Here is a 22,157-nt window from a genome sequence, read left to right on the forward strand (position 1 = left end):
AATGGTCCTCGACCGCTCCCGGCTTTTTTACGCTGTCTTCAATTGGCGACGGGGTTTCCCGCCGCGATCAGACTGACGTGGGTTCCTCAGGCGCCGCGCGCTCCAGCGCCGCTTCGACGGAGGAGCGGTATGTGACATGCGGCGAGCGCACACCATGGGTCAGGAGTACTCGTCTCACGGTCGAGGATGCTCCCGTGATGATCAGGTGCCTGCCTGCGTTCGCTGCGCGCCGCGCGACGAGGCCGATCGAGTTCGCCGCGCTGGAATCGAGAAAGGGCACGGCCGAGAAGTCGATGATCAGCGTCCTGTAATTGTCGCCGATGCGGTCGAGCACCGAGCCGATATTGGCCACCGCACCAAAGAAGAAGGCGCCCGAGATGCGGTAGATGACGATGTCGCGCCGCGTCGCTGTCATTGCCTCGTAAGGAACGCGGCCGGGGCGCCGATCCGAGGCATCCTCCAGCACAGGCGGCGTGTGCGCCTCGATCCCCGTCGTCTCCGCCATGCGGTGGATGAAGAGCATCGCGCCGATGGAGACGCCGACGACGATGCTGGTGGTCAGGTCGCGGAAGACGGTCAAGAGGAACGTCGCCAGCAACACCACCGCATCGCCGCGCGAGGACCGCAGAAGCAGCGCGAACGCGTGACGCTCGGCCATGTTCCAGGACACCACGGCCAGAACGGCGGCAAGAGCGGCAAGAGGGATGGCGCTGGCGAGGGGCGCGGCGATCAGCATGAACAGGAAGAGAAAGAGCGCGTGGAGGATGCCCGAGATCGGCCCGCGCGCTCCCGTGCGCACATTGGTTGCCGTGCGGGCGATGGTGCCGGTGACGCAAAGGCCGCCGAAGAGTGGCGAGGCGATATTGGCAAGCCCCTGGGCGGCAAGCTCGCAGTTGGAGCGGTGGCGCCGGCCCGTCATGCCGTCCGCGACGACGGCCGAAAGGAGGGACTCGATCGACCCGAGAAGAGCAAAGGCCACGGCATCCGGCAGGACCGCGATCACCTTGTCCAGGGAGATGGGGGGCAGGGCGGGCGAGGGCAAAGTGCGCGGAATGCCGCCGAACTTCGAGCCGATGGTGTCGATCGGCAAATCGAGCGCGAATGTCAGCAGCGCCGCCACGCCGACGGCGAGGAGCATTCCTGGGAACGCGGGGGCAATGCGCTTCAGGCCGACGATGATCGCGACGGACAGAATGGCGATGCCGGTGGCGGCGGGGCTAATGCTGCCGATCGAACTGGCGAGCACCTCGATCTTGGCGATGAACTCGCCGGGTTCCGGCACGGTGAGGTGGAGCCCGAGGAGATCCTTGATCTGGCTCGAAAAGATGATGACCGCGATGCCCGCAGTGAAGCCCACCGTCACGGGATAGGGGATGAACTTGATGTAGCTGCCGAGGCGCATCAGCCCGAGTGCCAGCAGAATGAAGCCGGAAAGCATCGCCGCGAGAAGGAAGCCGTCGAAGCCCTGACGCTGGATGGTGCTCGCCACCAAAACGATGAAGGCGCCGGCCGGTCCGCCGATCTGAAAGCGGCTGCCGCCGAGGGCCGAGACGAAGAAGCCACCGACGATGGCGGTGTAGAGGCCGCGCTCGGGGCTGGCGCCGGAGGCGATGGCGATGGCCATGGAGAGCGGCAGCGCGACGATGGCGACCGTCAGGCCGGCAATGGCGTCTGCCTTCAAGTCCTTGAGGCCGTAGCCCTCCCTAAGCACGGTGACGAGCTTGGGCGTGAAAAGATCGAGCAGGCCGGCCGAAGATCGGCCGGAGACAGATGTGGGAAGCGTGGTCATGGTCCAGGCGTCGCCGACCCAATGGGTCGGCTCAAAAAGGAGGAACTCGCCGGAACGTGCGACATTCGGACGCGCTTCGGCTGGAGATGGCGCACTTTGCCGTTTGTCTCGGCGAAGGGCAATGAAAATCCCATGCATGGGAGCTTTGACTTGTTACGCGCGATGATCTCCCATGCCGAATGGCCCGGGGCGCGGCCATCTGGGGGAGGATTAGGACGATGAAATTTAGCCGAACGGCGCGGGCGGGGCTGTTGGCGAGCCTTCTTCTAGTGACGACCGCCTGCGAAGCCGCGGATTGGCGCGAGGCTGAAACGGAGCCCTGTCGGCTTGGCAGCCTTTATGAGCGCGTCGATTGCGTCACCCAACTCACCGCGCAGTGGGATCGCCGGCTCAACGCTGCCTATGAGCGGGCGATGCACATGATCGATCCGGCGCGGGCGCGAACTCTGAGAGACGTGCAGCGCAAGTGGATCGAATGGCGCGACGCCAATTGCGGCTGGTATGCCCACCAAGCGGGCACGATGAGCCTCGAATTGGAAGCCGAATGCCTCCGTGTGACGACGAAGCAGCGGGCGGAGGAGCTGGAGGACTTCGAGGATTACTATTGAGCGCCGCCCGCAAGGCGCGCCGGCGTCCGCACGTGCTCAGTGCCCGCCGCGCCACTCGTAGATAGGATCGGGGCAGCGGCTGCAGCAGCACGCGCTGGAGCCCGCGCAGGCCTGCGGCTTCGTCTCGATACGTGCGACCTGTCCCTTGCGCTCCCAATGGGCGAGCATCGCCTCCACCGCCGAGGGCGTCGAGCCGCTCTTCAGCGCCAGTTGGTCTAGGGATAGGCGCTTCTCGGCCTTCAGAAGATCGCGCAGTTGCGTCAGTCCAGCCATGATCGATCTCCTTTTCGCCTATTCCGCGATGGCCGGAAGGGGGGCTCGCATCTGTCGTTTGCCGGCGAGATGAATGGTGGCCACCGCACATGCCAGGACCGCAAGGACCGCCGCGATCGTCAGTCCCGCGTGCAGCGGCGCCTCGGCGAAGCGGGATATCTGGAAAAAGACCGTCGCCGTGCCGTAGGCGAGGCCTGTGGTCCAGGCGATGGCAAAGCCTGTCCAGCGCGGCCCGACCTCCCGATAGATCGCCCCGGTGGCGGCGACGCACGGCATGTACAGCAGTGTGAACAGCAGATAGGCGAAGGCGCCGGCCGGCCCCGCGAAGCGCCGCGCCATCTCGCCATAGGTGCCGCTGGACACTTCCTGCTCGGCGGAGGCTTCCTCCACCGAGGAGACATCGCCGATGGAGATGCCGAGCGGATCTGTCAGCTTGTCGGCGAGCGCCGTGAGGTTCTCTGGGATGGTGGCGAAGGCTGCAACGAGGCCATCGGCGATAATGGCCGATGTCGAGCGCGCCTCGTCGCCCGCGTCGCTGCCATTGGCAGCGAGGGAGCCATAGAGCGAGCCGAGGGTGCCGACCACGGCTTCCTTGGCAAGGACTCCCGAGACGACGCCGACGACGGCCGGCCAATTGTGATCGTCGATGCCCATCGGCTCGAAGACCGGAACGATGGAGCGGCTGGCGACCGCCAGAACCGAATCCTCCGGGTCGGTCTTGCCGAAGGAGCCATCCGTGCCGATGAGGTTCAGCACCGAGAGGACGGCCACCATGATGACGATGATCTTGCCGGCGCCGAGCACGAAGCTCTGAAGCCTGTCCCAGCTATGGATCAAAATGTTGCGGATGGTCGGCAGGTGGTAGGGCGGCAGCTCCATCACCAGCGGCGAGACGTCTCCCTTGAGGAGGGTGGTGCGCAAGAGGAAGCCGGTCATCACGGCAACGCCGATGCCGATGATGTAGAGCCCGAAAACGATGTTCTGGCCATTGGTCGGAAAGAAGGCCGCCGCGAACAGCGCATAGACCGGCAAGCGCGCCCCGCATGACATGAAGGGGCTCATCATGACCGCCGCCTTGCGGTCGGCATCGTTCTCCAGCGTGCGGGTCGCCATCACCGCCGGCACGTTGCAGCCGAAGCCGACAATGAGCGGCACGAACGCCTTTCCCGGCAGGCCGATGGAGCGCATGAAGCGGTCCATGACGAAGGCGGCGCGCGCCATGTAGCCGGAGTCCTCAAGCGCCGAGAGGAAGAGGTAGAGGAAGGCGATGACCGGGATGAAGCTGGCGATGGTGCGAAGGCCGCCGCCGAGCCCGTCCGCCAGGATCACGCGCACCCAGTCAGGGGCTCCGATGGACCACAAGAAATGGCCGAGCCCCTCGACCATCACCGAGCCCACAGCCATATCGAAGAAGTCGATGAAGGCGCTCCCGAGATTGATGGTCCACATGAACATCAAATACATCATCGCCAGGAAGATCGGGATGCCCAGGAAGCGATCGAGCACAACGCGGTCGATCCTGTTGGTCAGGCTGCGGGAGGCCTCGCGCGGACGCTCCACCACCTGTGCCGTCGTCTCCGCCGCAAAGCCGTACCGACGGTCGGCAAGAAGGATGTCGAGATCCTCGCCCGTTTCCCGTTCGATGTCCGCCATCGCCTTGCGCACGGCGCTCGCCGCCGCAAGCGGCAGGGCGGTCAGGCGCGGAAGGTCGCCATCGAACATCTGCAGGAGACGCCAGCGGGCGTTGCCCGCTCCAGTTGGAAGGAGGGGCGCGACGCGCTCGATCTCCCGTTCCACGACCTCGCCGAACGAGGGCAGCGTGGCCGGAACGGTCCGGTTGCCGCCGATCTTTGCCACGGCCTGCTTGAGTTCTTCCAGGCCGCTCTCCCGGCTGGCGACCATGGGCACCACCGGACACGCAAGCTTCTCGGCGAGAGCCGATGCATCGATGGCGAGACCGGCCTGAGTCGCCATGTCCATCATGTTGAGCACGACGACGAGCGGCACCCTGAGTTCGAGGAGCTGCGTCGTCAGGTAAAGGTGGCGTTCGAGATTGGACGCGTCGATAATGTTGACGATGACGTCCGCTTCTCCCGAAATCGCGTATTCGAGGCCGATGCGCTCGTCGATCGAGTTCTGCGTGGCGCTCAGGGAATAGGTGCCGGGCAGATCCACCACGTTCACCGTCTCGCCCTGCCAGCGATAGGCGCCGGTCTTGCGCTCGACGGTCACGCCCGGCCAGTTGCCGACGCGCTGGCGCGCGCCTGTCAGGGCGTTGAAGAGGGTGGACTTGCCGCAATTGGGGTTCCCGACGACGGCGATCGTCAATCCGCTCATATCCGCTTTCCGATCAATCCATTTGGCCGGCTGTCTCAGGCAAGCTCTACGGTGACGATCTTGGCTTCGTCCTTGCGCACGGAGAGGGCCGTGCCCCGGAGATCGATTTCGATGGGATCGCCCAGCGGCGCCTTGCGTGTCACGGTGATGATGGCACCGGGCGTCAGGCCCATGGCGAGCAGACGGCGGCGATAGGCGCTGGTCTTGTCGTTATAGCCAATGACCTTTGCGCTCTTGCCAACGCCGATTTCGGACAACAATTGCTGCATCCATCTCTCCGTTCGCGACCTTCAGCACCGGCGTTCCGGCGCCTGTCGCGCGATGTTCGATGCTTGGAGCCGATCGAACGGCTGCGGCTCTATCCCCCAGGCCGACATCGCTCGCTGCATCGAATATCATGCCTCCGACCCCCTCGTCTCGACCATGCTTGTCCATGATCTTCCCGTCGGAGTGGTCTTGATAGGCGGGCAAGGAACGTAAAGTCATTGATTGCAGTCAAGTTCTGAGACGTTTCGGCAACGCCCGTTGAGGGTTGCCGACCGCAGATTTTTCCGCCGCCGTACCCGATCGTTGGTCAGGAACCAATTCGCTCCCGTGGGCTTCTTTCCAGGCGCGGAGCAGGGCGAGGTCCCGGGTCGGCGCACGAAGGGGCTTCGATAAACACCGGGTCGACCAAGCATGAAGATCATGGATACGAGTGCCGCCGCAGGCTCCGCGAGTGTCTCACCTCGCCCCTATGCCGAAGGGAAATCCGAATCTGCGGACGATCATCCGAAGCGCTCGCTCTGGTACAAAGGCGCCATCATCTACCAGCTTCACGTCCGCTCCTTCTTTGACTCCAATGGCGATGGAGTCGGGGATTTTTGCGGGCTTCTGGAGAAGCTCGACCATATCGTCGACCTTGGCGCGGATGCCGTCTGGCTGCTTCCCTTCTTCCCGTCGCCGCTCAAGGACGACGGCTACGACATTTCCGATTATTGCGGGGTCAATCCGGCCTACGGCTCCCTGGACGACTTCCGCGCGTTCGTTGCCGCCGCTCATGAGCGAGGGCTGAAGGTTCTGATCGAGCTGGTGGTCAATCACACCTCGGATCAGCATCCCTGGTTTCAGCGGGCGCGGCAGGCGCCGGCCGGAAGCCCGGAGCGTGACTATTACGTGTGGAGTGAGACGGGCCACGAGTTTTCCGAGGCGCGGGTGATCTTTCTCGACTCGGAGACGTCCAACTGGGCCTGGGACCCGGTTGCTCGCGCCTATTACTGGCACCGCTTCTACAGCCATCAGCCGGATCTCAACTTCGACAATCCGCGCGTCGTGGCGGAAGTCGAGGCGATCCTCGATTTCTGGCTCGGTCTCGGCGTCGACGGGTTTCGGCTCGACGCCGTTCCCTATCTCGTGGAGCGGGAGGACACGTGCGGCGAGAACCTTGCCGAAACCCACGATGTTCTAAAGCTGATCCGCCGGAAGATCGAAGAGCGCAATCCCGAGTGCGTCCTCCTCGCTGAGGCGAACCAGAGCCCGCAAGACACGATTCCTTATTTCGGCCGGGGCGACGAATGCCACATGGCCTTCCACTTTCCCCTCATGCCGCGCCTCTTCATGGCGCTCGCCGAGGAGCATGCCGAGCCCATCGTCTCCATCATCCAGTCGACCATGGAGCTTCCCGACGGATGCCAATGGGCGATTTTCCTGCGCAACCACGACGAGCTGACGCTGGAGATGGTGAGCGAGGAAGAGCGCGAGAGGATGTGGCAGTTCTACGCCACCCACAGGCGCCTGCGCATCAATCTCGGCATCCGGCGGCGCCTCGCCTCGCTCGTCGACGGCGACCGCAAGCGCATCGAACTGCTCAACGGGCTTCTCTTCTCATTGCCGGGAACGCCTGTGGTCTATTACGGTGACGAGATCGGCATGAGCGACAATCCCTTTCTCGGCGACCGCGACGGTGTGAGAACGCCGATGCAATGGTCGTCCGACCGGAATGGCGGCTTCTCGCGCGCCAACACCATGGAGCTCTTTCTGCCGCCGGTGGTCGATCCGCTGTTCGGCTACGAGGCGGTCAATGTGGAGACCCAGAGGCAGGTCCGCTCCTCCCTGCTCAACTTCATGCGCTGGATTATAAAGGTGCGGCGCGAGCATCCCGTCTTCGGACATGGCGCCATATCCTTCATCGCCACAAGCAACAGCCGCCTTCTGGTCTACACCCGCAGCCATGAGGGCGAGACGGTGCTGTGCGTCGCCAATCTCTCGGAAACGGCGCAGGCGGCATCGATCGACCTTTCCGATCACCAGGGGGCGACGCCGATCGACCTGTTCGGCGGCTGCAAGTTTCCCACGATCGGCGATTGGCCGTATCAGATCAGCCTGCCGGGCCATTCCTTCTTCTGGCTGAAGCTCGTCCCGGACGACGCGCTTTCCGACGATGAGGGGCTGTGCACGGACCGAGGTGTTCAGCCCAGCCTGCCGACCGGCGAAAACGATCTCGGAACGCCGACGACCCCGCCACGCGGCGCCTGACCTACGGGCGCGGTGCCTTCAGAAGCATCGGGCCGTAGCCGATGGCAAAGGCCAGGAAGGCGCCGCTCCAGCAAAGCCCGGCAAGGTCGATGACCGGCATCATTCGCGCATCCGCGTAAGGCGCCAGCACGCGGGACAGCGCGCCGATCAGCACGAGCGCGTACATGGCGATCTCAAGGCCGCCGGCGGCAAGCGGCCGGCCGGAGTGACCACGGCTCGCCCTCGTCATCACCGCCAGGGTGATGAGGCCGAAGGTGCCCGCCGTCCATATATGGAGCGCGGCCGAGGGCAGGAGTATTTCTGGCGATAGGTTCGAGAGGGCAATGAGCAGGAAGCCGAGCGGCACGGTCGCGTAGGCGACATGAAGTACCAGGAGCAGCGGCTCGTTCCGGGTGGCGAGGCCGCGCCACCTTGCCATCCTCACCGCGTTCATGATGCTGGCCAGAAGCAGGACCAGAGCGGTCGCAAGCCATTCCGGCGAGGCGGTCCACATGAGGAAGGCCAGCGTCGAAATCGCCATCGTCGCGCCATCCAGTCGGCTGAAGCCGGCGGGAAGCCTGTCGGCGCCCCGCATCTTCAGCCAGTTGCGCGTGAAAGCGGGGATGATGCGTCCGCCGATGAGGAGCACCAGGAGCATGACGAGCGCAATTCCCGCCCGCGCGCTGATATCGGCGAAGCCCGTGGCCGCTGCCTCGACGTGGAAACCGAGATCGGCAAGGGTCAAAAGAGCGACGAGGGCGACCACCCGGAGATTGCGGGCATTCTTGCCGCCGATCACCTCCCGCGCGAAGACCGCCGTGAGGGCGGCAGGGAACGCAAGGTCGATCATCGCGGCGAGCACCGGGCCGGTGAAGGCCGAGAGCGAAACGGCAAGGCGGCCCGCCAGCCAGAGGAGTACCAGCGCCAGGAGTTCGCCGCCCTGGACCGGGGGGCGACCGGTCCAGTTGGCGACGGCCGTCAGGGCAAAGCCGGCGATGATGGCGGGAAGCCCGCCGAAGAGCAGCGTATGAATGTGCCAGTCGCGCGGCGCGAAGGCGGTCGAAACCTGGATCGCGCCCGCGAAGAACGGCAGCCACACCAGTACCGAGAGCGCCATGGCAAGGGCGCCGAGAAAGAAGAAGGGCCTGAAGCCGCCGCGGAGCCAGTAGGCTGAGAGGATCGGCGCTCGATTGGCCGCGTCGGAACTCATGGGGCGTTTCCTTGACAGAGCATCGTCTGGTCTAGGGGCTATCCGACGGGAAACCGTGCGACGTTGTCGCGGCGCAAAGAAAGTGGAATGGTGGGCGCCAGTTTCCTGCGGGGACGCGTGGCGCGGCCGGCGCTTGCGTCTTCTCGCGCGACAGCGCAAACAGCGAGCGTCGCCAAAGGCTCTTCTCGCGGCGCCCGCGATCGGTCATCCATGGAGCCGAACAACAGGGGTGAAGTGCCCGTCACCCGCATCGCGCATGAAGATGGAGGTCCCATGGCCGCACGAAAGCTCGACCCATCGCTGGTGCGCGACTTCGACATCTTTCGCCAGATGTCGGACGACGACCTCGATGCCGCGCTCGCGACCGCCTCGGCGCGGCGTCTGCCGGAGGGGACCGTCGTCTTCAGCCAGGGTGCGATGGCCGAGGAGTTCTTCATCCTCCTGCATGGGCGGCTGAAGGTGGTGCAGACCACCGCCGACGGCCAGCAGGTCGTCGTGCGCCACGTCAACCCTGGCGAGGTTTACGGCATCGCGATGGCCGTCGGCCGCGACGACTATCCGGCGACCGCGACGGCGGTGGCCGAAAGCCTGACGCTGGCTTGGCCCAACCGCGAGTGGAACTCGCTCATTGCCCGTTCTCCCGCGCTCTCCCTCAGCATGCTCCAGACGGTCGGGCAGCGTCTCCAGGACGCGCACACGCGCATCCGCGAGCTCTCGACCGAGGCGGTGGAACGGCGGGTCGCCCATGCGCTGCTGCGCCTTGTGCGGCAGGCCGGCAAGCGCACGGAGGAGGGCATCCTCATCGATTTTCCCATCACGCGGCAGGACATCGCCGAGATGACCGGCACGACGCTCCACACAGTGAGCCGCATCCTCACTGCCTGGGAGGGGCAGGGGCTGGTGGCTGGGGGACGCAAGAAGATCGTGGTGTGTGACGCACACCGGCTTTTCCTCCTTGCCGAGGCAGCGGATTAGCCGCTGCGTTTCATGGCTGCGGCTTGTGGGCCGATGCCGGCAGGGGATGCGTTCCATAGTCCAGCCGCGAGCGACGGAGAACGGTTCCGCTCTCGTCGACGATCAGCGTGAGGCGCACCGCCTGATGGAAGAAGACGAGGCGGAATGTTCCCGCATCCTCGCCTTCGCCGCGATCGAGCCGACTGGTGATCGCCTGTTCGCGCAGCAGGCGCGGCACGTCGGCGACAGGAAGCTCGAAGGCCTCGGCAAGAACGGTGGCGTCAATCTCGATCCCGCCGCCCGGTTGAATGGAGACCGCGCTCATGGCGCCGGTGCCTGATTAGGATAATCGTTGATCGAATCGTCGCGGACCTGTTCGGCCGCGCCGATCGCGTCGTTCAAGGACGCGATGAACTGGGAGAGGCCGATCCCGTGTTCGCGGCAGGCGTCTTTCAACGTGTGAATCCGGCCGACCGGGCAGCCGACGCAGTGCATCCGGTGACACAGGAAAACAGGGATGGCCGCGCGATGCCGCGACATGAGTTCGTCGACGACCGTCGCATCGGTGATGGGCGCGAAAAGCATGGCCATGGGCGCAGTCCCGTTCGGATCGGACAGAACCTGGCTCATTTTGTGCCTAGGCGTCTTTGCACTGGAACAAGGATAGAGGAAGCACAAGGCTCTCCATTGGCGATGAAGCGCATTCCGACCGGCTCCGCAAGCGCCCGACGCCTCGGAGGAATGTCGATCGGATGATCCTCGATTTGTCTCAGGCGAGAGCGAGGCTTCCATCGGGGGGCAGCGTCGCCAGACCCGCGGCATCTACGGAGGCGATGCGGGGAGGTATTGGCGCTTCGTGCCGTGCCAAGGCCAGCGTTTCCAGAAGATCGGCCTCGCCGAACCTCCAGGGAAGGACTGCCGTCGCGCCAAGTTTTATTGCCATGGCCATGAAGTCCGGTCGGTCCTCGCTTGGAGCGATGATCGGATGGCTGGAGAGGACGATGACGCGGCTCTGAGGATCAAGGGCGACCATTCGGCGCAGGGTCGCAAGTCCATCAAGGCCGGTCATGAAGATGTCCGCGATGATGAAATCATAGTGCTGACGCGCGATCCACGAGAGAGCCAGCCTGCCCGAAGATAGGCGTCGACACTGTGGCCTTGCGCGCGGAGGGTCTCCTCCACGAGCCGCCCCATCTCGGTTTCTTCGTCAACGATAAGTATGCGCGGCATGGGTCCCTCCGCGAACGCCAGAATACCGGTGGCTCGCTTCCGCGAGCGGCGCCGACCAGAGAAAACCCTCATGTCGGTTTGGAAACGAAAAGTTGTCCTTTTCAACTTATACGATAAACTTACGGACGGCCGTGTCAACTAGTTGTAAATACGTAGTGCGTTGGCAACTATAAGGAAAAGGGACCAAGCGCGCTCGCGGCGTTACGCGTTGCCGCTCGTACTCCCTTGGAAACGCAGACACCGGCGAGCCAAAGGCCGCCGGTGTGAAAAGTAGAACGCCATCTTGGATATCTGCCCCGCGCATTCCGCTCTCTGCCGCGACGCGACCGTCGACGCAGCATCCGAAGCGCCCAGACGCTTGGCTGCATTCTTCAGTCGAAGCGAAGACGACATCGGGAGGGGGCAGAAAGTCGATCAGGCGTCGGAAAGGTTGTGGCGCATGCGCTCCAGGGAGGTCTCGATGACGCTTCGCGCCATCGGCTCGATCCCGCTCATCGCCCGCTCATAGGCCTTGGCGAGAAGAGGTCGCACCGCCTGGAACACCTCTTCGGTTTGTGCCGTCACCGTCACAACCTTGGCGCGGCGATCCGCCGGATCGACCCGGCGCTCGATCAGCCCGCGCGCCTCAAGGCGGTCTAGATAGGCGGTGACCGTCATCGGCTCGACGCCCATCCTCTCGGCCAGAACCGACTGGCGAACGCCGTCGAACTGCTGGATGAGAAGAAGGGTGCGGATCGCGCCGGGGGTCAGTTCGATCCCGCTTTCCATGACGCTTCTGTCAATTTCGCTTCGCAGCAGTCGAGCCGCATCCGTCAACGCGAAAGCCGCCGCTCCCATTGATTCTTGATGCTGAAGCATTTGCGTATCTCCATTCGACGGGGGCGGTCCTCGTCCGGCCCCGCCAGCGTTGTCGCTGTCCTCGTGTTACACCTTCTGATTTAGCGGAAATCATGGGTTGTAATAAGCTAGTATTTCTACCTACGAGGCTGAAGGGAAGGGAGAACGAAAGGCGGATCAGCATAGTTGATTTTCAACGGAAAGATTATAAAAAACAAATAAGATCAATACGATGGATGATATAGGACAAGTTGAGTGCAGAGCGCAAGCTGATGCGGCAGGCGTGGATGGAGCTTCGCGCGGCGCAAGCCTCGCGCAATGGCTGTGGCCGTCGAGCGACATGATCCGCAGTGCAGCGCCAGGTGTCGCCGCTCAGCGGGCAGGGAAAACTCTCGCGGGAGGCAGTTCTTCGCGTTCGAAGCAGCTCAGAATCAAATCGACGATGCTTGCGCCTGCCATGGGCTTTCTGACCAGAGCCACGGCCGAGGCCGCGCGAGCTGCGGCCTGAATCTCCGCCGTGAGGACCGATCCGGTCATGAATATCACCGGCATGGCGATACCGCGTTCGCGCAAGAAAGCCACGAGAGAAAAACCCGATTCGGAGCCGAGGTGAACGTCGACGAGCAAGCATCCACGGTGGCGATCGCTGACGAGCGTTCGAGCCCTTCGAGCCGAATCGACAGTGGCGACTGTCGCCCCTTCGGCTTCCAAAATGGCCGCGAACGAATCACCGACGTCCGGGTCGTCATCCACGACGAAGACGGTGATGCCATTGAGAGAAGTCACGCGTCAAACCTAGTCGGGCAGAGTTCTCTTGCCCAACATACACGATGTAGTTGAAAATTCAACTACATCTTGACTGGCGCGGAGCCGGCCGCGGAGCCGGCCTGATGGGCCAGACGCACCAGTTCCGCGAGATTGCGGACGCCCACCTTGCGCATGATATTGGTGCGATGGATCTCCACGGTCCTTCGGGAAATTCCAAACTTGTCCGCGATCACCTTGCTGGGTGCGCCTTCGGCGACGGCCGCCAGAACCTCCTGCTCGCGGGGAGAAAGGGTTGAAATGCGCTTGGCTGCATGGCACTGGATCGCCTGCCCCTCCTGCGCAGCCTGACGGCGCTCCAGGGCACGCTGAACGGCGGTCAGGAGATCGTCCTCCGCGAACGGCTTTTCCAGGAAGTCGACCGCCCCATGCTTCATCGCTTCGACCGCGACGCGCAGCTCGCCCTCGCCGCTGATGAAGATGCATGGCAGATCGGGGACTCGCTGGGACAGGTGCTGTTGAAGCATCAGGCCGTTCATCTCCGGCATCCTGAGATCGACGATGAGACAGCCACATTCTTGAACGTCGCTTTCCAGGAACGCGGACGGTGACGTGTAGGTCAATGTCGAATGACCGGCGCTCTCGAGAAGCGCAGCGGTCGATTCCAGCACGTCCGGATCGTCATCGACTATGCAGATCAAGCATGAGTTGGTCATGATTGCCCCCGAGCAATGGGGAGGGTGAAGTTGACGGTTGTGCCGTGGTCGTCGCTGGCGACCGCGATTGTTCCTCCATGAGCCTCCACGATGGAGCGGCAGATGGAGAGGCCCAAGCCCATTCCATGCGGCTTGGTCGTCTGGAATGGCTTGAAGAGCTGATAGTGCAGCCCGGGCGCGAAACCGGGACCCGTGTCGCCGACGCTGACTTCGATGAGATTCGCTCCAGCCGGGCGAGTTGCGATAACGAGGGTTGCGGGCTTTACCTCGGCCATGGCTTCGGCGGCATTGCGCACGAGGTTCGAGACGACCTGCTGAACCTGGACACGATCGACCGTCACGGGAGGCAGGTCGCGATGGTACTGGCGGACAACCCGAATTCTCTCATGACCCATAAGCGCCGTCTCGACGCCCCCCTCCACAACCTCGTTGACGTTCTTAACTTCTGGAAGCGTTCCAGGGTTGCCGATGAAATCGCGCATTCGCTGGATCAGGTCCGCCGCCCGCCGGGTTTGCTCGATCATCTTGCCGAGATACGTCTTGAGCTTCTCGTCGCCATCGGACCGCTGGTTGATCAGGCGCTGGACGGACGTCGCGTAGTTGATCGCCGCCGTCAGGGGCTGGCGCAGTTCGTGCGAAAGCATGCTTGCCATGTGGCCGGCCGCGTTGACGCGAGAAGCGTGAGCCGCCTCCGCCTGGAGGCGCCGCAGGCGCTGCGTGTCGGCAAGGCGATCGGTGACGTCGGTTGCCACGACGCAAGCGGCGAACACCTTGCCAGACCGGTTTCGCGCGGGCCACATGCGAAGAGAGACGTTGCGCCGCCCGCCGTTTTTGTGCAGCCAGACGCCTTGCAGTTCATCGACCTGCGTGCCTCTTGCCACCTTGAAGAGCGCGTGCCTCATGACGCTACGGTAATCCTCCGGCGCGATTGTCTCAAGCGTCGTGCCGATGACCTCCGCGGCGCTGAAGCCATAGATCGCTTCGGCTGCTGCGTTCCATGAGGTTACAGTGCCGTCGAGGCTTTGGGTGGCGATGGCGTCGAAGGAGGAGGCGACGACGGCGCCGAGCATCGCATCCCTCGACATGTAGCGGTCGAGCGCCCGCGCGAGGACGCCGGCCTCACCGGCGGCATCGACCGGCAGCGGGGTTAGCGGCTGGCCAAGCGGCTCAGAGACAGCGCGGGCCATGGTGCGCAAAGGGCGCGTGATCGATAGACCGATCGCGCCCGCCACCACCGCCGCGACGATGGCCGCGATCGCCCCGACGATCATGCTCGAGGTTTTGACGTTGCTGATGCGATCGAGGAGCGAGGGAAGCGGCAAAGTTTCGACAATGGAGACGCGCCGCGTGTCTCCCAGCACGACCGGCCAAACCGTCGCCGCCACCGGGACCCCGTCGCGCGTTTCGGCCTGGATCGCCTGCGGCTCCGTGGCTTGGGTAAGTGCCGCGAGGCGAGGCCAATCATCCTCGAAGCGAGCGGTCGGCCCATATCGGCGCGCGAAGCCATATACCGACGACGCATCCGCCAAATAGCTGCCGTCCTCGTCGACGAGATAGACCGAGCTGTCGGTGAAGGCGCGCGAGGTAAATTGGCGCAGGGCCGGCCGAAGATCGACCTTGAGCGTGATCAACCCGCACGCTTTGCCAGCGGCATTGAAGAGTGGCGTCGCCAAACGGAGCATCGGCATCGGCGGCGGCCCTATTTCCGGGTTGCCGCCATCGAACGTGATCCGCGAGATGAAGACCTCTCCCTTCCCCATATTTTGAGCCGCCGCGACGATATCCGGCTCCATCAGGGGTGTTCCAGGGGCCGTGGGCTCCGTGATTCGCACAGGGCCGCCGGCGGTCGCTCGCGATGCGCGCAACACCTCGGCGGGCTCGGGAGCGGGCGAGATCAGGCGGAGCGTCAGGTCATGAGGATTGGCGGCGGCGATGGCGCCGAGCACAGCTGCAGCTTCCTGCCGCCTTTGCTGCAGTGAATGGGGCATCGCATCGCTGGACTCGGCACATTCGCCATTCGTCGCAGCCGGAATCGGGGGCATTTCGGCAAGAGCCAGGATGTCCGAGCGTGCGCCTTCGACGAACCCTTCAAGATGGTTGGCGATGAGACCCGCGTTTGCCTTCAAACCATTGAGCGTCGTGGGCAAAACAGCCGTCGTCGTACGCTCGTAGATCAGGAGACCGACAGCCGCCGCTGTGGCCGTTACCAACGCAACCATCGCCGCAGTCAGTCGAAGTGACAGGATCACGACGTTGCACCGCTCGCGAGCGAGGACGCGGCCGACAATCTGATCGAGCGAGCAGGCTGCACGTGCATCGATAGTATACCCTCGTTACCTCCGAGAGCGGCGACGATACGCTGCCTCTCTCGGATCATGCGTGATTCGTCTCCCTCTTCTTATACCTTCAGGTTGCATTCTTGTATCTTTCTCGGAAAAGTTTCAGTCGGGGCATCGCAGAGGTGCGGCGCGGCCGCTCGTTGATAAACAGGCTTTCAGTCGATCAGGAACAATAGAGAAATTCAAGAGAAATCCTGGGTCTATGATCCATTCCTGAAATTACTCACGTACGCTACAAATATAACGTCGAACAATAAGTGAGCGTGAATTACAGTTCTGAGCCTTGGGCGTGCGCACGTCTTTCGATCGACGCAGGATCAAGCTAACGATCCATCGCCCGCTGCGAAGAAATGGGCGTCGTGTGATTGGCTCATGAAGTGTCGCCGCTCACATCGGCCGGGTCGCCCGCTGAATCCGATCGTAAACTTATCTCCCGTGAGCGCGGTCGCCGGCATCATGCCGTCCTCGACGTCGAGCAGGGGATTGAGTGATGGTTGCGATTTCGGAGAGCCTTGCGGCAGCCGCGCGGCACGTTGGCGCGAAGACGAATATCGATGCTTCGGCGCTTTTGGCTGTCGCGTTGGTGGAGACCAGCGGCAAGGCGTTCGCCATGGTTCGGGGCCGGCGCGAGCCGCTGATCCGCTTCGAGGGGCATGTCTTCGATCGGATGCTTCCCCCTCGATCGCGCGAGCGAGCGCGAGAATCGGGGCTTGCCAACCCGAAAGCGGGAGCCGTGAAAAATCCTGCCTCCCAAACGGGTCGGTGGCGCCTTCTCGACCGCGCCGCCGCCATCGATGCCGAAGCCGCCTATGCGGCGACCTCGTGGGGGCTCGGCCAGATCATGGGAATGCACTGGAAGGCGCTGGAGTTTGGCAGCGCCACAGAACTTGCCGAGACTGCCCGGCACTCCATCGAGGGGCAGTTGCTCCTGATCGCGCGCTTTCTGGCGAAGAACGGGCTGGACGCCTTCTTGCGAGCGGGAGATGTGATCGGCTTCGCCCGCCGCTACAATGGCCCAGGCTTTCGCCGCAATCGGTACGACGAGAAGATCGCCGCCGCCCTTGAAGCTGCGAAAACGGGCATCTTACCGGGCGAGATCGAGTCTCCGGCGCTGAAGGTCGGCGCGCGCGGCGCGGCCGTCACGGCGCTTCAGCGAGCCCTCGCCGCTCTTGGCATTGACGTGCGAGTGGATGGCATCTTCGGGCCAGCGACGCGGGCAGCGGTCGAAGCCTTTCAGATCAGCCGGGCGATGACCGCGACCGGAATGGCCGACGAGGCGGTCCTCGCTGCCCTCGGCGGCGGTCGTTCGGCATAGGTGTCGGCGGCTTGGCGGTGGCAGACGGAGCTTCGGGCTCTATACTGGAAGGTAAGATGACAGCACCTCCTTTGATCGACACAAGCCGCCACGCCCTTTTTCTCGACTTCGACGGCACGCTCGTCGGGCTGATCGACGATCCGCAGGCCGTGCGGATCGAGCCGGCCGCGTTCGACCGGCTTGTCGAGCTTCAGAAGCAACTGAACGGCGCGCTCGCCATTGTCAGCGGCCGCAAGATCGCCGACCTCGATCGGTTCCTGTCGCCGATGCGCTTCGCCGCCGTCGGGGTCCATGGGCTGGAACGCCGCCCGCAGCCGGGGGCGGAGGTGAGGCGGCTTATGCAGCCGTCGGCGCTGGACCCGATCCGAGATGCGTTGCGCGAGGGTCTGGAACGCGAGCCGCGGCTCAAGCTCGAGGACAAGGGCATGGCGCTGGTGCTCCATTATCGCACTGCGCCCGATCTCGAATCGGAAGCGCGGCGCCTGATGCGCGAGGCCGCGGCGGACCGGGATGACATGGTCACGATGAATGGCGATCATATCGTCGAGGTTCATCCTGCCGGCATGGACAAAGGCCGGGCGGTGGCCGATCTGATGACGGAGCCGCCTTTCGCGGGGCGGCGGCCCATCTATGCCGGCGATGACGTGACGGACGAATTCGCACTCGCATACGTTCGAGAGGCTGGAGGCATCTCGGTCAAGATCGGGCGGGCGGAGAGTTGCGCAGAGTATCGACTTGAGAATGTCGCGGCGGTTCACGCCTGGCTCGGCGCGTAGAATGAACGGGGCGAGCGGCGCTGTCAGGCGCGACGGCTACCTCGAAGGCGAAGGAGGAAAGCAAACGATGCAGCCAAGGGACGGACTGCGGCGTCGGAAGGGTTGCAGGTGATGGCAGAAAAGCAGCGTCGCCTGGTAGTGGTATCCAACAGAGTCGGGCCTCTCAAGGACGAGGGCAAGGCCGGAGGTTTGGCGGTCGGTCTCGCCGATGCTCTGCGCCGCCGCGGTGGCCTTTGGTTTGGCTGGAGCGGCGAGACCTCCGAGGATGGCACCGACAGCCCCGAGCAGACGGAGATCTACGATCATACGGCCATGACGACCATCGACATGACCGAGGAGGAGCTCGACGGCTTCTATCTCGGCTATGCGAACCGTTCGCTGTGGCCGTTGCTCCACTATCGGCTCGATCTGGCTGAATTCGATGACCAGTCGGACCGCATCTACCGGCGGGTCAATCGGCGCTTTGCCGAGCGCCTGTCGGCGCTGGTCGACGATGAGGATCTCGTCTGGATCCACGACTACCATTTCTTCTACTTCGGAGACGAGCTGCGGCGCTGCGGCTTCAAGGGGCGGATCGGCTTCTTCCTCCACATCCCATTCTGCCCGCCTGAGGTGTTCTCCGCGCTGCCCTCCAGCCATGACCTCGTCAAGGCGATGCTGGCCTATGACGTCATCGGCTTTCAGACGGAGACAGACCGGCGCAATTTCTGCGCCTTTTGCGTTCATGAGCTCGGCGGCGAGGAGTTGGACGGCGGGCGCGTGAGGGTTGGCGACCGCACGACCATTGCCGCTGCGATTCCGATTGGCATCGATGCCGAGGGGTTTGCGCGTTTCGCGCTTTCCGCCGAGGCCGTCGAGCACGAGGAGATGGTGCGCGATATTTCGCGCCACCGGCACCAGATCGTCGGCGTCGACCGTATGGACTATTCCAAGGGCCTGGTGCAGCGCATGAAGGGCTTCGAGCGGCTCCTGGAGAACCATCCCGGCGAGCGCGGCAATGTCCAGTTCCTGCAGGTGGCGCCGCTTTCCCGCTCGGAGCTGAATGCCTATGCGGAGCTGCGCGACGAACTCGAACAGCTCGCCGGGCGCATCAATGGGCGCTTCGCCCGGCTGGACTGGACGCCGATTCAGATCATGACGCGCGGCTTCACGAGGCGGGCGCTGGCCGGCATCTATCGGGCGGCGCGGGTCTGCATGGTGACGCCGCTGCGCGATGGCATGAACCTCGTCGCCAAGGAATATGTCGCCGCGCAGAACCCCGACGATCCTGGCGTCCTCATCCTGTCGCGCTTCGCCGGCGCCAGGGCCGAGCTGGAGGATGCGCTGATCGTCAATCCGTTCTCGACGGACGAGATCGCCGAGGCGCTGGAGACGGCGCTGACCATGCCGCTGGAGGAGCGTCAGCGCCGATGGGAGAGAATGCGCGAACGCGTCTTTACGGGCACCGCCGAGGCGTGGTGCAACGAGTTTCTCGATCTTCTCGAATCGGTTCCGGATGCGGCGTGATGCCACCGTCCCCTGTGGGGATTTGACGCCGGACCGGCCGCCTTCTAGACGGAAGGTGAGCCGGCCTCGCGGCAGGAGCCCCGTCCGACAGCTCGTGGGGGGAGCGGGGGCGCCAATGAAGGCCGGCAAATAACATCAGGAGCGAACCGATGGCTCAGAAGATCAAGGCCTTGACCCCCATTCTGACGGCGCAGCCCGTCATGCCCGTGGTGGCTGTGGAAAGCGCCCGTCAGGCGGTGGATTTGGCGCGCGCGCTGGCGGCGGGTGGCCTTCGCGCCATCGAAATCACCCTGCGCACGCCGGCGGCGCTCGACGCCATACGCTGCGTCGTGGAAGAAGTGCCGGAAACCGCGTGCGGCGCGGGAACCGTGCTGAACGCGCGCCAGTACGACCAGGCGGTCGCGGCGGGCGCCAAGTTCATTGTTTCGCCGGGCGCCACCATGGAAGTGCTCGACGCGGCGCGGGACTCTGCCGTGCCGCTTTTGCCGGGCGCCGCCACGCCGAGCGAGATCATGGCGATGCTGGAAGAGGGTTTCGAGCTGCTCAAGTTCTTCCCTGCCGAGCAATCGGGCGGAGCCGCGTACCTGAAGTCGCTGGCGCCGGTGTTCCCCAGCATCAAGTTCTGCCCGACCGGAGGCGTCTCCACGAAGAACGTCAACGACTACCTCTCCTTGCCCAACGTGATCTGCGTTGGCGGCACGTGGGTGGCTCCCAAGGCGGCTGTCGAGGCGGGCGATTTCGCCGAGATTACGCGCCTTGCTGCCGAAGCGGCCAAGCTCGGCAAGGCCTGATTGGACGAATGGCGGGGCTGGGCGGACTGCTGAAAGAACTTTCCGCCCGGCTTTCTCCCTGGCCTGCGCATCGTTGGGCAGCGCGACGTGCTGGCCTGCTGCTTGTTCTCGCGGGGGCCGCCGTTCTGCCTGGATGCACGTGGAGCGCCGACCTTCTTAACCTCCTGACGAGCAGCTCCGGCTTCCATGTGGTTCACGATCGCCGATATGGACCGGGAGAGCGCGGCCTCTACGACCTCTATATTCCCGACCGAGCCAACGCGCGTACGCCCCTGGTCGTCTTCCTCTATGGTGGCAGTTGGGACAGCGGCTCGAAGGACCTCTACTTCTTCGTCGGGCAGTCGCTCGCCAGCGCCAACATCGCTGTCGCCATTCCCGATTATCGGCTTTATCCCGACACGGTCTTTCCCGGCTTTGTAAAGGATGCGGCGCGCGCGGTAGCGACGGTCCACCGAGCCCTTGGGGAGGGGCAGTACCTCCCCGAGGGCGATCATCCCCTGTTCCTGATGGGTCATTCGGCGGGGGCCGAGATCGCCGGGCTCGTCGCCCTCGATGGCAGCTATCTTCGCGCGGAGGGCGCCGATCCTTCAAAGATCGCCGGGTTCATCGGGCTTGCTGGTCCCTATGATTTCCTACCTCTGAAGGAAGAGCGTTACCGGCGCATCTTTCCCGCCGCAACGCGAGCCCAGAGCCAGCCGATCAACTACGTCTCGCGCGCTTCGCCGCCCATGCTCCTCATCGCCGGAACGGATGACACCACCGTCGATCCCGCCAACACGAGACGTCTTGCCGACAAGGCCAGCGCCGTCGGCGCAAAAGTGGAGGCGGCGCTCGTTCCCGGCCAGACTCACATCGGCGTTCTCAGCGCCCTGGCGACGGCGCTGCCGTTTCGCGACACCAGTATTCGCGCCCGCATTCTCGATTTCATTGGGAGCCGATCATGACCAAAGATCTCGCGCGGTTCTCCCCGCGTGCCCTGCCAGGGGCCGAGACCATGTCCGGCAGGAGCGTGGATATCGTCCCCATCGTCGATGAAAGCCGCTTCGGCGAACTCTGCGAAACCTTTGCCGGCATCGACGAGGCGCAATGGCGTTATCTTGGATACGGCCCCTTCGGCGATGCGGACGAGCTTCTCGCGGCCCTTCGCAAGACAGCGTTTTCCAGCGGTCTTCTGCTTCATGCAATTGTGCCGAAGGATAGCGGCAAGGCCTCCGGCTGGATCGCCTTCATGCGCGCCGACCCGGCCAACGGTGTCATCGAGATCGGCCATGTCAGCCTTGGGCCCGCGCTGAAGCGCAGTCGGGCGGCGACGGAAGGCTTCTTCCTGATGATGCGCCGGGCGTTTGACGAGCTGGGCTATCGCCGCCTCGAGTGGAAGTGTGACTCCGGCAACCAGCCTTCAAGGCAGGCGGCCGCGCGGCTCGGCTTTACCTACGAAGGCACGTTCCGCCAGCACATGGTGGTGAAGGGGCGAAACCGCGACACGGCCTGGTTCTCGATCATAGACGGCGAATGGCCGGCTCTCAAGGCGGCCTTCGAGGCGTGGCTGGCGGACGACAATTTCGACGGATCAGGCCAGCAGAAGCGCCGTCTCTCTGGTTTAATGACGATGAGTGCCTGAGGCCCGCGCATACGCGAATGAATGGCCCACCGGCCTCGGCGTCCGAGCCTGCTTCATCACGCGAGTCGTAAGGCGTCCGGCGACGCCGCCCCGGTGCCAGAAGCCGTCAGCTTCTGGCCGGGACAATGGTGATCAGCGCATTCGACGGATAGATCGACTCGTAAAGCACACCGTCGCCCGGCGCGAACTCCAGCACGGTCTCGCCGCCGCTGTCCGCCATGATCAGCACACCCGATGGGGTCGAGCGCCAATAGGCGATCTTGGAGAGCTCGGGCGAGGCCGAGCAATGGGAGACGATCGGCACACGGCTGAAATTGTGGTCGGCCACCTGAGGATTGGCCACCTTGCAAGTGGCGCCCGACCTCAGGTCGATCAGCCGAGCGGCCTTGGGGCCTTCGCGGGTGTCGCTCTGGATCGAGCCGGTGATCTCGTGGCTGGGCTGGACCTCGGCATCGGCAATGACGGTGGCCGGCAGCCCCGCGCCCGGGACAATCGCAACCCCCTGCACACGGGAAGCCAGCATCACTCCGGCCACGCCAATTGTAAGGGCGATCGCGGCAAATCTCATCGCACCTACTCCGACAAGGTTTCGTTCAT

20 protein-coding genes and 2 pseudogenes are annotated in these 22,157 nt (G+C 64.1%); 9 read left to right on the forward strand and 13 right to left on the reverse strand.

Annotated features, from left to right (window positions below; translation table 11 throughout):
- Positions 1–67: 67 nt before the first annotated feature.
- Complete coding sequence (locus B5D38_RS04345) at positions 68–1,789, reverse strand: SulP family inorganic anion transporter (RefSeq protein WP_078707520.1); 1,722 nt, start codon at positions 1,787–1,789, stop codon at positions 68–70.
- A 218-nt stretch (positions 1,790–2,007) separates the two neighbouring features.
- On the opposite strand from B5D38_RS04345, the gene B5D38_RS04350 reads away from it, so the two are divergent.
- Positions 2,008–2,397 (forward strand): lysozyme inhibitor LprI family protein, encoded by a 390-nt coding sequence (locus B5D38_RS04350; protein WP_165690784.1) that lies wholly within the window; start codon positions 2,008–2,010, stop codon positions 2,395–2,397.
- A gap of 36 nt (positions 2,398–2,433) precedes the next feature.
- Here B5D38_RS04350 and B5D38_RS04355 read toward each other — a convergent pair whose 3' ends face one another.
- Genes B5D38_RS04355 through B5D38_RS04365 form a run of 3 tightly spaced genes read right to left on the reverse strand, consistent with a single transcriptional unit; the run spans position 2,434 to position 5,276 of the window.
- Positions 2,434–2,670 (reverse strand): FeoC-like transcriptional regulator, encoded by a 237-nt coding sequence (locus B5D38_RS04355; RefSeq protein WP_078707165.1) that lies wholly within the window; start codon positions 2,668–2,670, stop codon positions 2,434–2,436.
- An 18-nt stretch (positions 2,671–2,688) separates the two neighbouring features.
- Positions 2,689–5,007: a Fe(2+) transporter permease subunit FeoB gene (gene feoB, locus B5D38_RS04360; RefSeq protein ID WP_078707166.1), complete on the reverse strand. Its 2,319-nt coding sequence runs from the start codon at positions 5,005–5,007 to the stop codon at positions 2,689–2,691.
- Between the two features lie 35 nt (positions 5,008–5,042).
- Positions 5,043–5,276: a FeoA family protein gene (locus tag B5D38_RS04365; protein ID WP_078707167.1), complete on the reverse strand. Its 234-nt coding sequence runs from the start codon at positions 5,274–5,276 to the stop codon at positions 5,043–5,045.
- Positions 5,277–5,694: 418 nt separating this feature from the next.
- Here B5D38_RS04365 and treS point away from each other — a divergent pair.
- Positions 5,695–7,410, forward strand: a pseudogene (treS, locus tag B5D38_RS04370) (maltose alpha-D-glucosyltransferase); the annotation flags it as partial.
- Positions 7,411–7,522: 112 nt separating this feature from the next.
- Here the strand turns inward: treS and B5D38_RS04375 are convergent.
- On the reverse strand, positions 7,523–8,710 hold the full coding sequence (locus tag B5D38_RS04375) for an NnrS family protein (protein WP_078707168.1): 1,188 nt from the start codon (positions 8,708–8,710) through the stop codon (positions 7,523–7,525).
- A 273-nt stretch (positions 8,711–8,983) separates the two neighbouring features.
- Here B5D38_RS04375 and B5D38_RS04380 point away from each other — a divergent pair, with 273 nt between their 5' ends.
- Positions 8,984–9,685 carry a Crp/Fnr family transcriptional regulator gene (locus tag B5D38_RS04380; protein WP_078707169.1) on the forward strand — a complete coding sequence of 234 codons (702 nt, stop codon included), beginning with the start codon at positions 8,984–8,986 and terminating at the stop codon, positions 9,683–9,685.
- A gap of 10 nt (positions 9,686–9,695) precedes the next feature.
- Here B5D38_RS04380 and B5D38_RS04385 read toward each other — a convergent pair whose 3' ends face one another.
- From B5D38_RS04385 to B5D38_RS04415, 7 genes and pseudogenes are all read right to left on the reverse strand, one after another.
- Positions 9,696–9,989 carry a DUF6522 family protein gene (locus tag B5D38_RS04385; RefSeq protein ID WP_078707170.1) on the reverse strand — a complete coding sequence of 98 codons (294 nt, stop codon included), beginning with the start codon at positions 9,987–9,989 and terminating at the stop codon, positions 9,696–9,698.
- Complete coding sequence (locus B5D38_RS04390; RefSeq protein WP_245318825.1) at positions 9,986–10,294, reverse strand: DUF1858 domain-containing protein; 309 nt, start codon at positions 10,292–10,294, stop codon at positions 9,986–9,988. The genes B5D38_RS04385 and B5D38_RS04390 overlap by 4 nt, the downstream gene beginning before the upstream one ends.
- A gap of 139 nt (positions 10,295–10,433) precedes the next feature.
- Positions 10,434–10,799: pseudogene (locus B5D38_RS04395) on the reverse strand (response regulator transcription factor); the annotation flags it as partial.
- 509 nt (positions 10,800–11,308) lie between these two features.
- Positions 11,309–11,662, reverse strand: coding sequence for a MarR family winged helix-turn-helix transcriptional regulator (locus tag B5D38_RS04400; RefSeq protein WP_245318827.1), 354 nt, complete (start codon positions 11,660–11,662; stop codon positions 11,309–11,311).
- Positions 11,663–12,103: 441 nt separating this feature from the next.
- On the reverse strand, positions 12,104–12,484 hold the full coding sequence (locus tag B5D38_RS04405) for a response regulator (protein ID WP_165690785.1): 381 nt from the start codon (positions 12,482–12,484) through the stop codon (positions 12,104–12,106).
- 95 nt (positions 12,485–12,579) lie between these two features.
- The gene (locus B5D38_RS04410) at positions 12,580–13,212 is read right to left on the reverse strand and encodes a response regulator transcription factor (protein WP_078707174.1); all 633 of its coding nucleotides are present in this window, start codon (positions 13,210–13,212) and stop codon (positions 12,580–12,582) included.
- Positions 13,209–15,461 carry an ATP-binding protein gene (locus tag B5D38_RS04415; RefSeq protein WP_131829864.1) on the reverse strand — a complete coding sequence of 751 codons (2,253 nt, stop codon included), beginning with the start codon at positions 15,459–15,461 and terminating at the stop codon, positions 13,209–13,211. The genes B5D38_RS04410 and B5D38_RS04415 overlap by 4 nt, the downstream gene beginning before the upstream one ends.
- Positions 15,462–16,041: 580 nt before the next feature.
- Here B5D38_RS04415 and B5D38_RS04420 point away from each other — a divergent pair.
- The 6 genes from B5D38_RS04420 (at position 16,042) to B5D38_RS04445 (ending at position 21,560) form a co-directional block, all read left to right on the forward strand.
- Positions 16,042–16,866, forward strand: coding sequence for an N-acetylmuramidase domain-containing protein (locus B5D38_RS04420; RefSeq protein WP_078707176.1), 825 nt, complete (start codon positions 16,042–16,044; stop codon positions 16,864–16,866).
- A 56-nt stretch (positions 16,867–16,922) separates the two neighbouring features.
- Entirely contained in the window at positions 16,923–17,642 is a 720-nt protein-coding gene (otsB, locus tag B5D38_RS04425; RefSeq protein ID WP_078707177.1) for a trehalose-phosphatase, read from the forward strand.
- Positions 17,643–17,753: 111 nt separating this feature from the next.
- The gene (locus B5D38_RS04430) at positions 17,754–19,148 is read left to right on the forward strand and encodes an alpha,alpha-trehalose-phosphate synthase (UDP-forming) (RefSeq protein WP_078707178.1); all 1,395 of its coding nucleotides are present in this window, start codon (positions 17,754–17,756) and stop codon (positions 19,146–19,148) included.
- Positions 19,149–19,297: 149 nt separating this feature from the next.
- Positions 19,298–19,939: a 2-dehydro-3-deoxy-phosphogluconate aldolase gene (locus B5D38_RS04435; RefSeq protein WP_078707179.1), complete on the forward strand. Its 642-nt coding sequence runs from the start codon at positions 19,298–19,300 to the stop codon at positions 19,937–19,939.
- A gap of 188 nt (positions 19,940–20,127) precedes the next feature.
- The gene (locus B5D38_RS04440) at positions 20,128–20,883 is read left to right on the forward strand and encodes an alpha/beta hydrolase (RefSeq protein ID WP_245318828.1); all 756 of its coding nucleotides are present in this window, start codon (positions 20,128–20,130) and stop codon (positions 20,881–20,883) included.
- Positions 20,880–21,560, forward strand: a complete 681-nt coding sequence (locus B5D38_RS04445) for a GNAT family N-acetyltransferase (protein ID WP_078707181.1) — start codon at positions 20,880–20,882, stop codon at positions 21,558–21,560. Before B5D38_RS04440 ends, B5D38_RS04445 begins: the two co-directional genes overlap by 4 nt.
- Positions 21,561–21,666: 106 nt before the next feature.
- Here the strand turns inward: B5D38_RS04445 and B5D38_RS04450 are convergent, their stop codons facing one another.
- Complete coding sequence (locus tag B5D38_RS04450; RefSeq protein ID WP_078707182.1) at positions 21,667–22,128, reverse strand: hypothetical protein; 462 nt, start codon at positions 22,126–22,128, stop codon at positions 21,667–21,669.
- Positions 22,129–22,157 lie beyond the last annotated feature (29 nt).

The organism is Consotaella salsifontis, assembly GCF_900167365.1.
GTDB classification, from domain to species: Bacteria; Pseudomonadota; Alphaproteobacteria; order Rhizobiales; family Rhizobiaceae; genus Consotaella; species Consotaella salsifontis.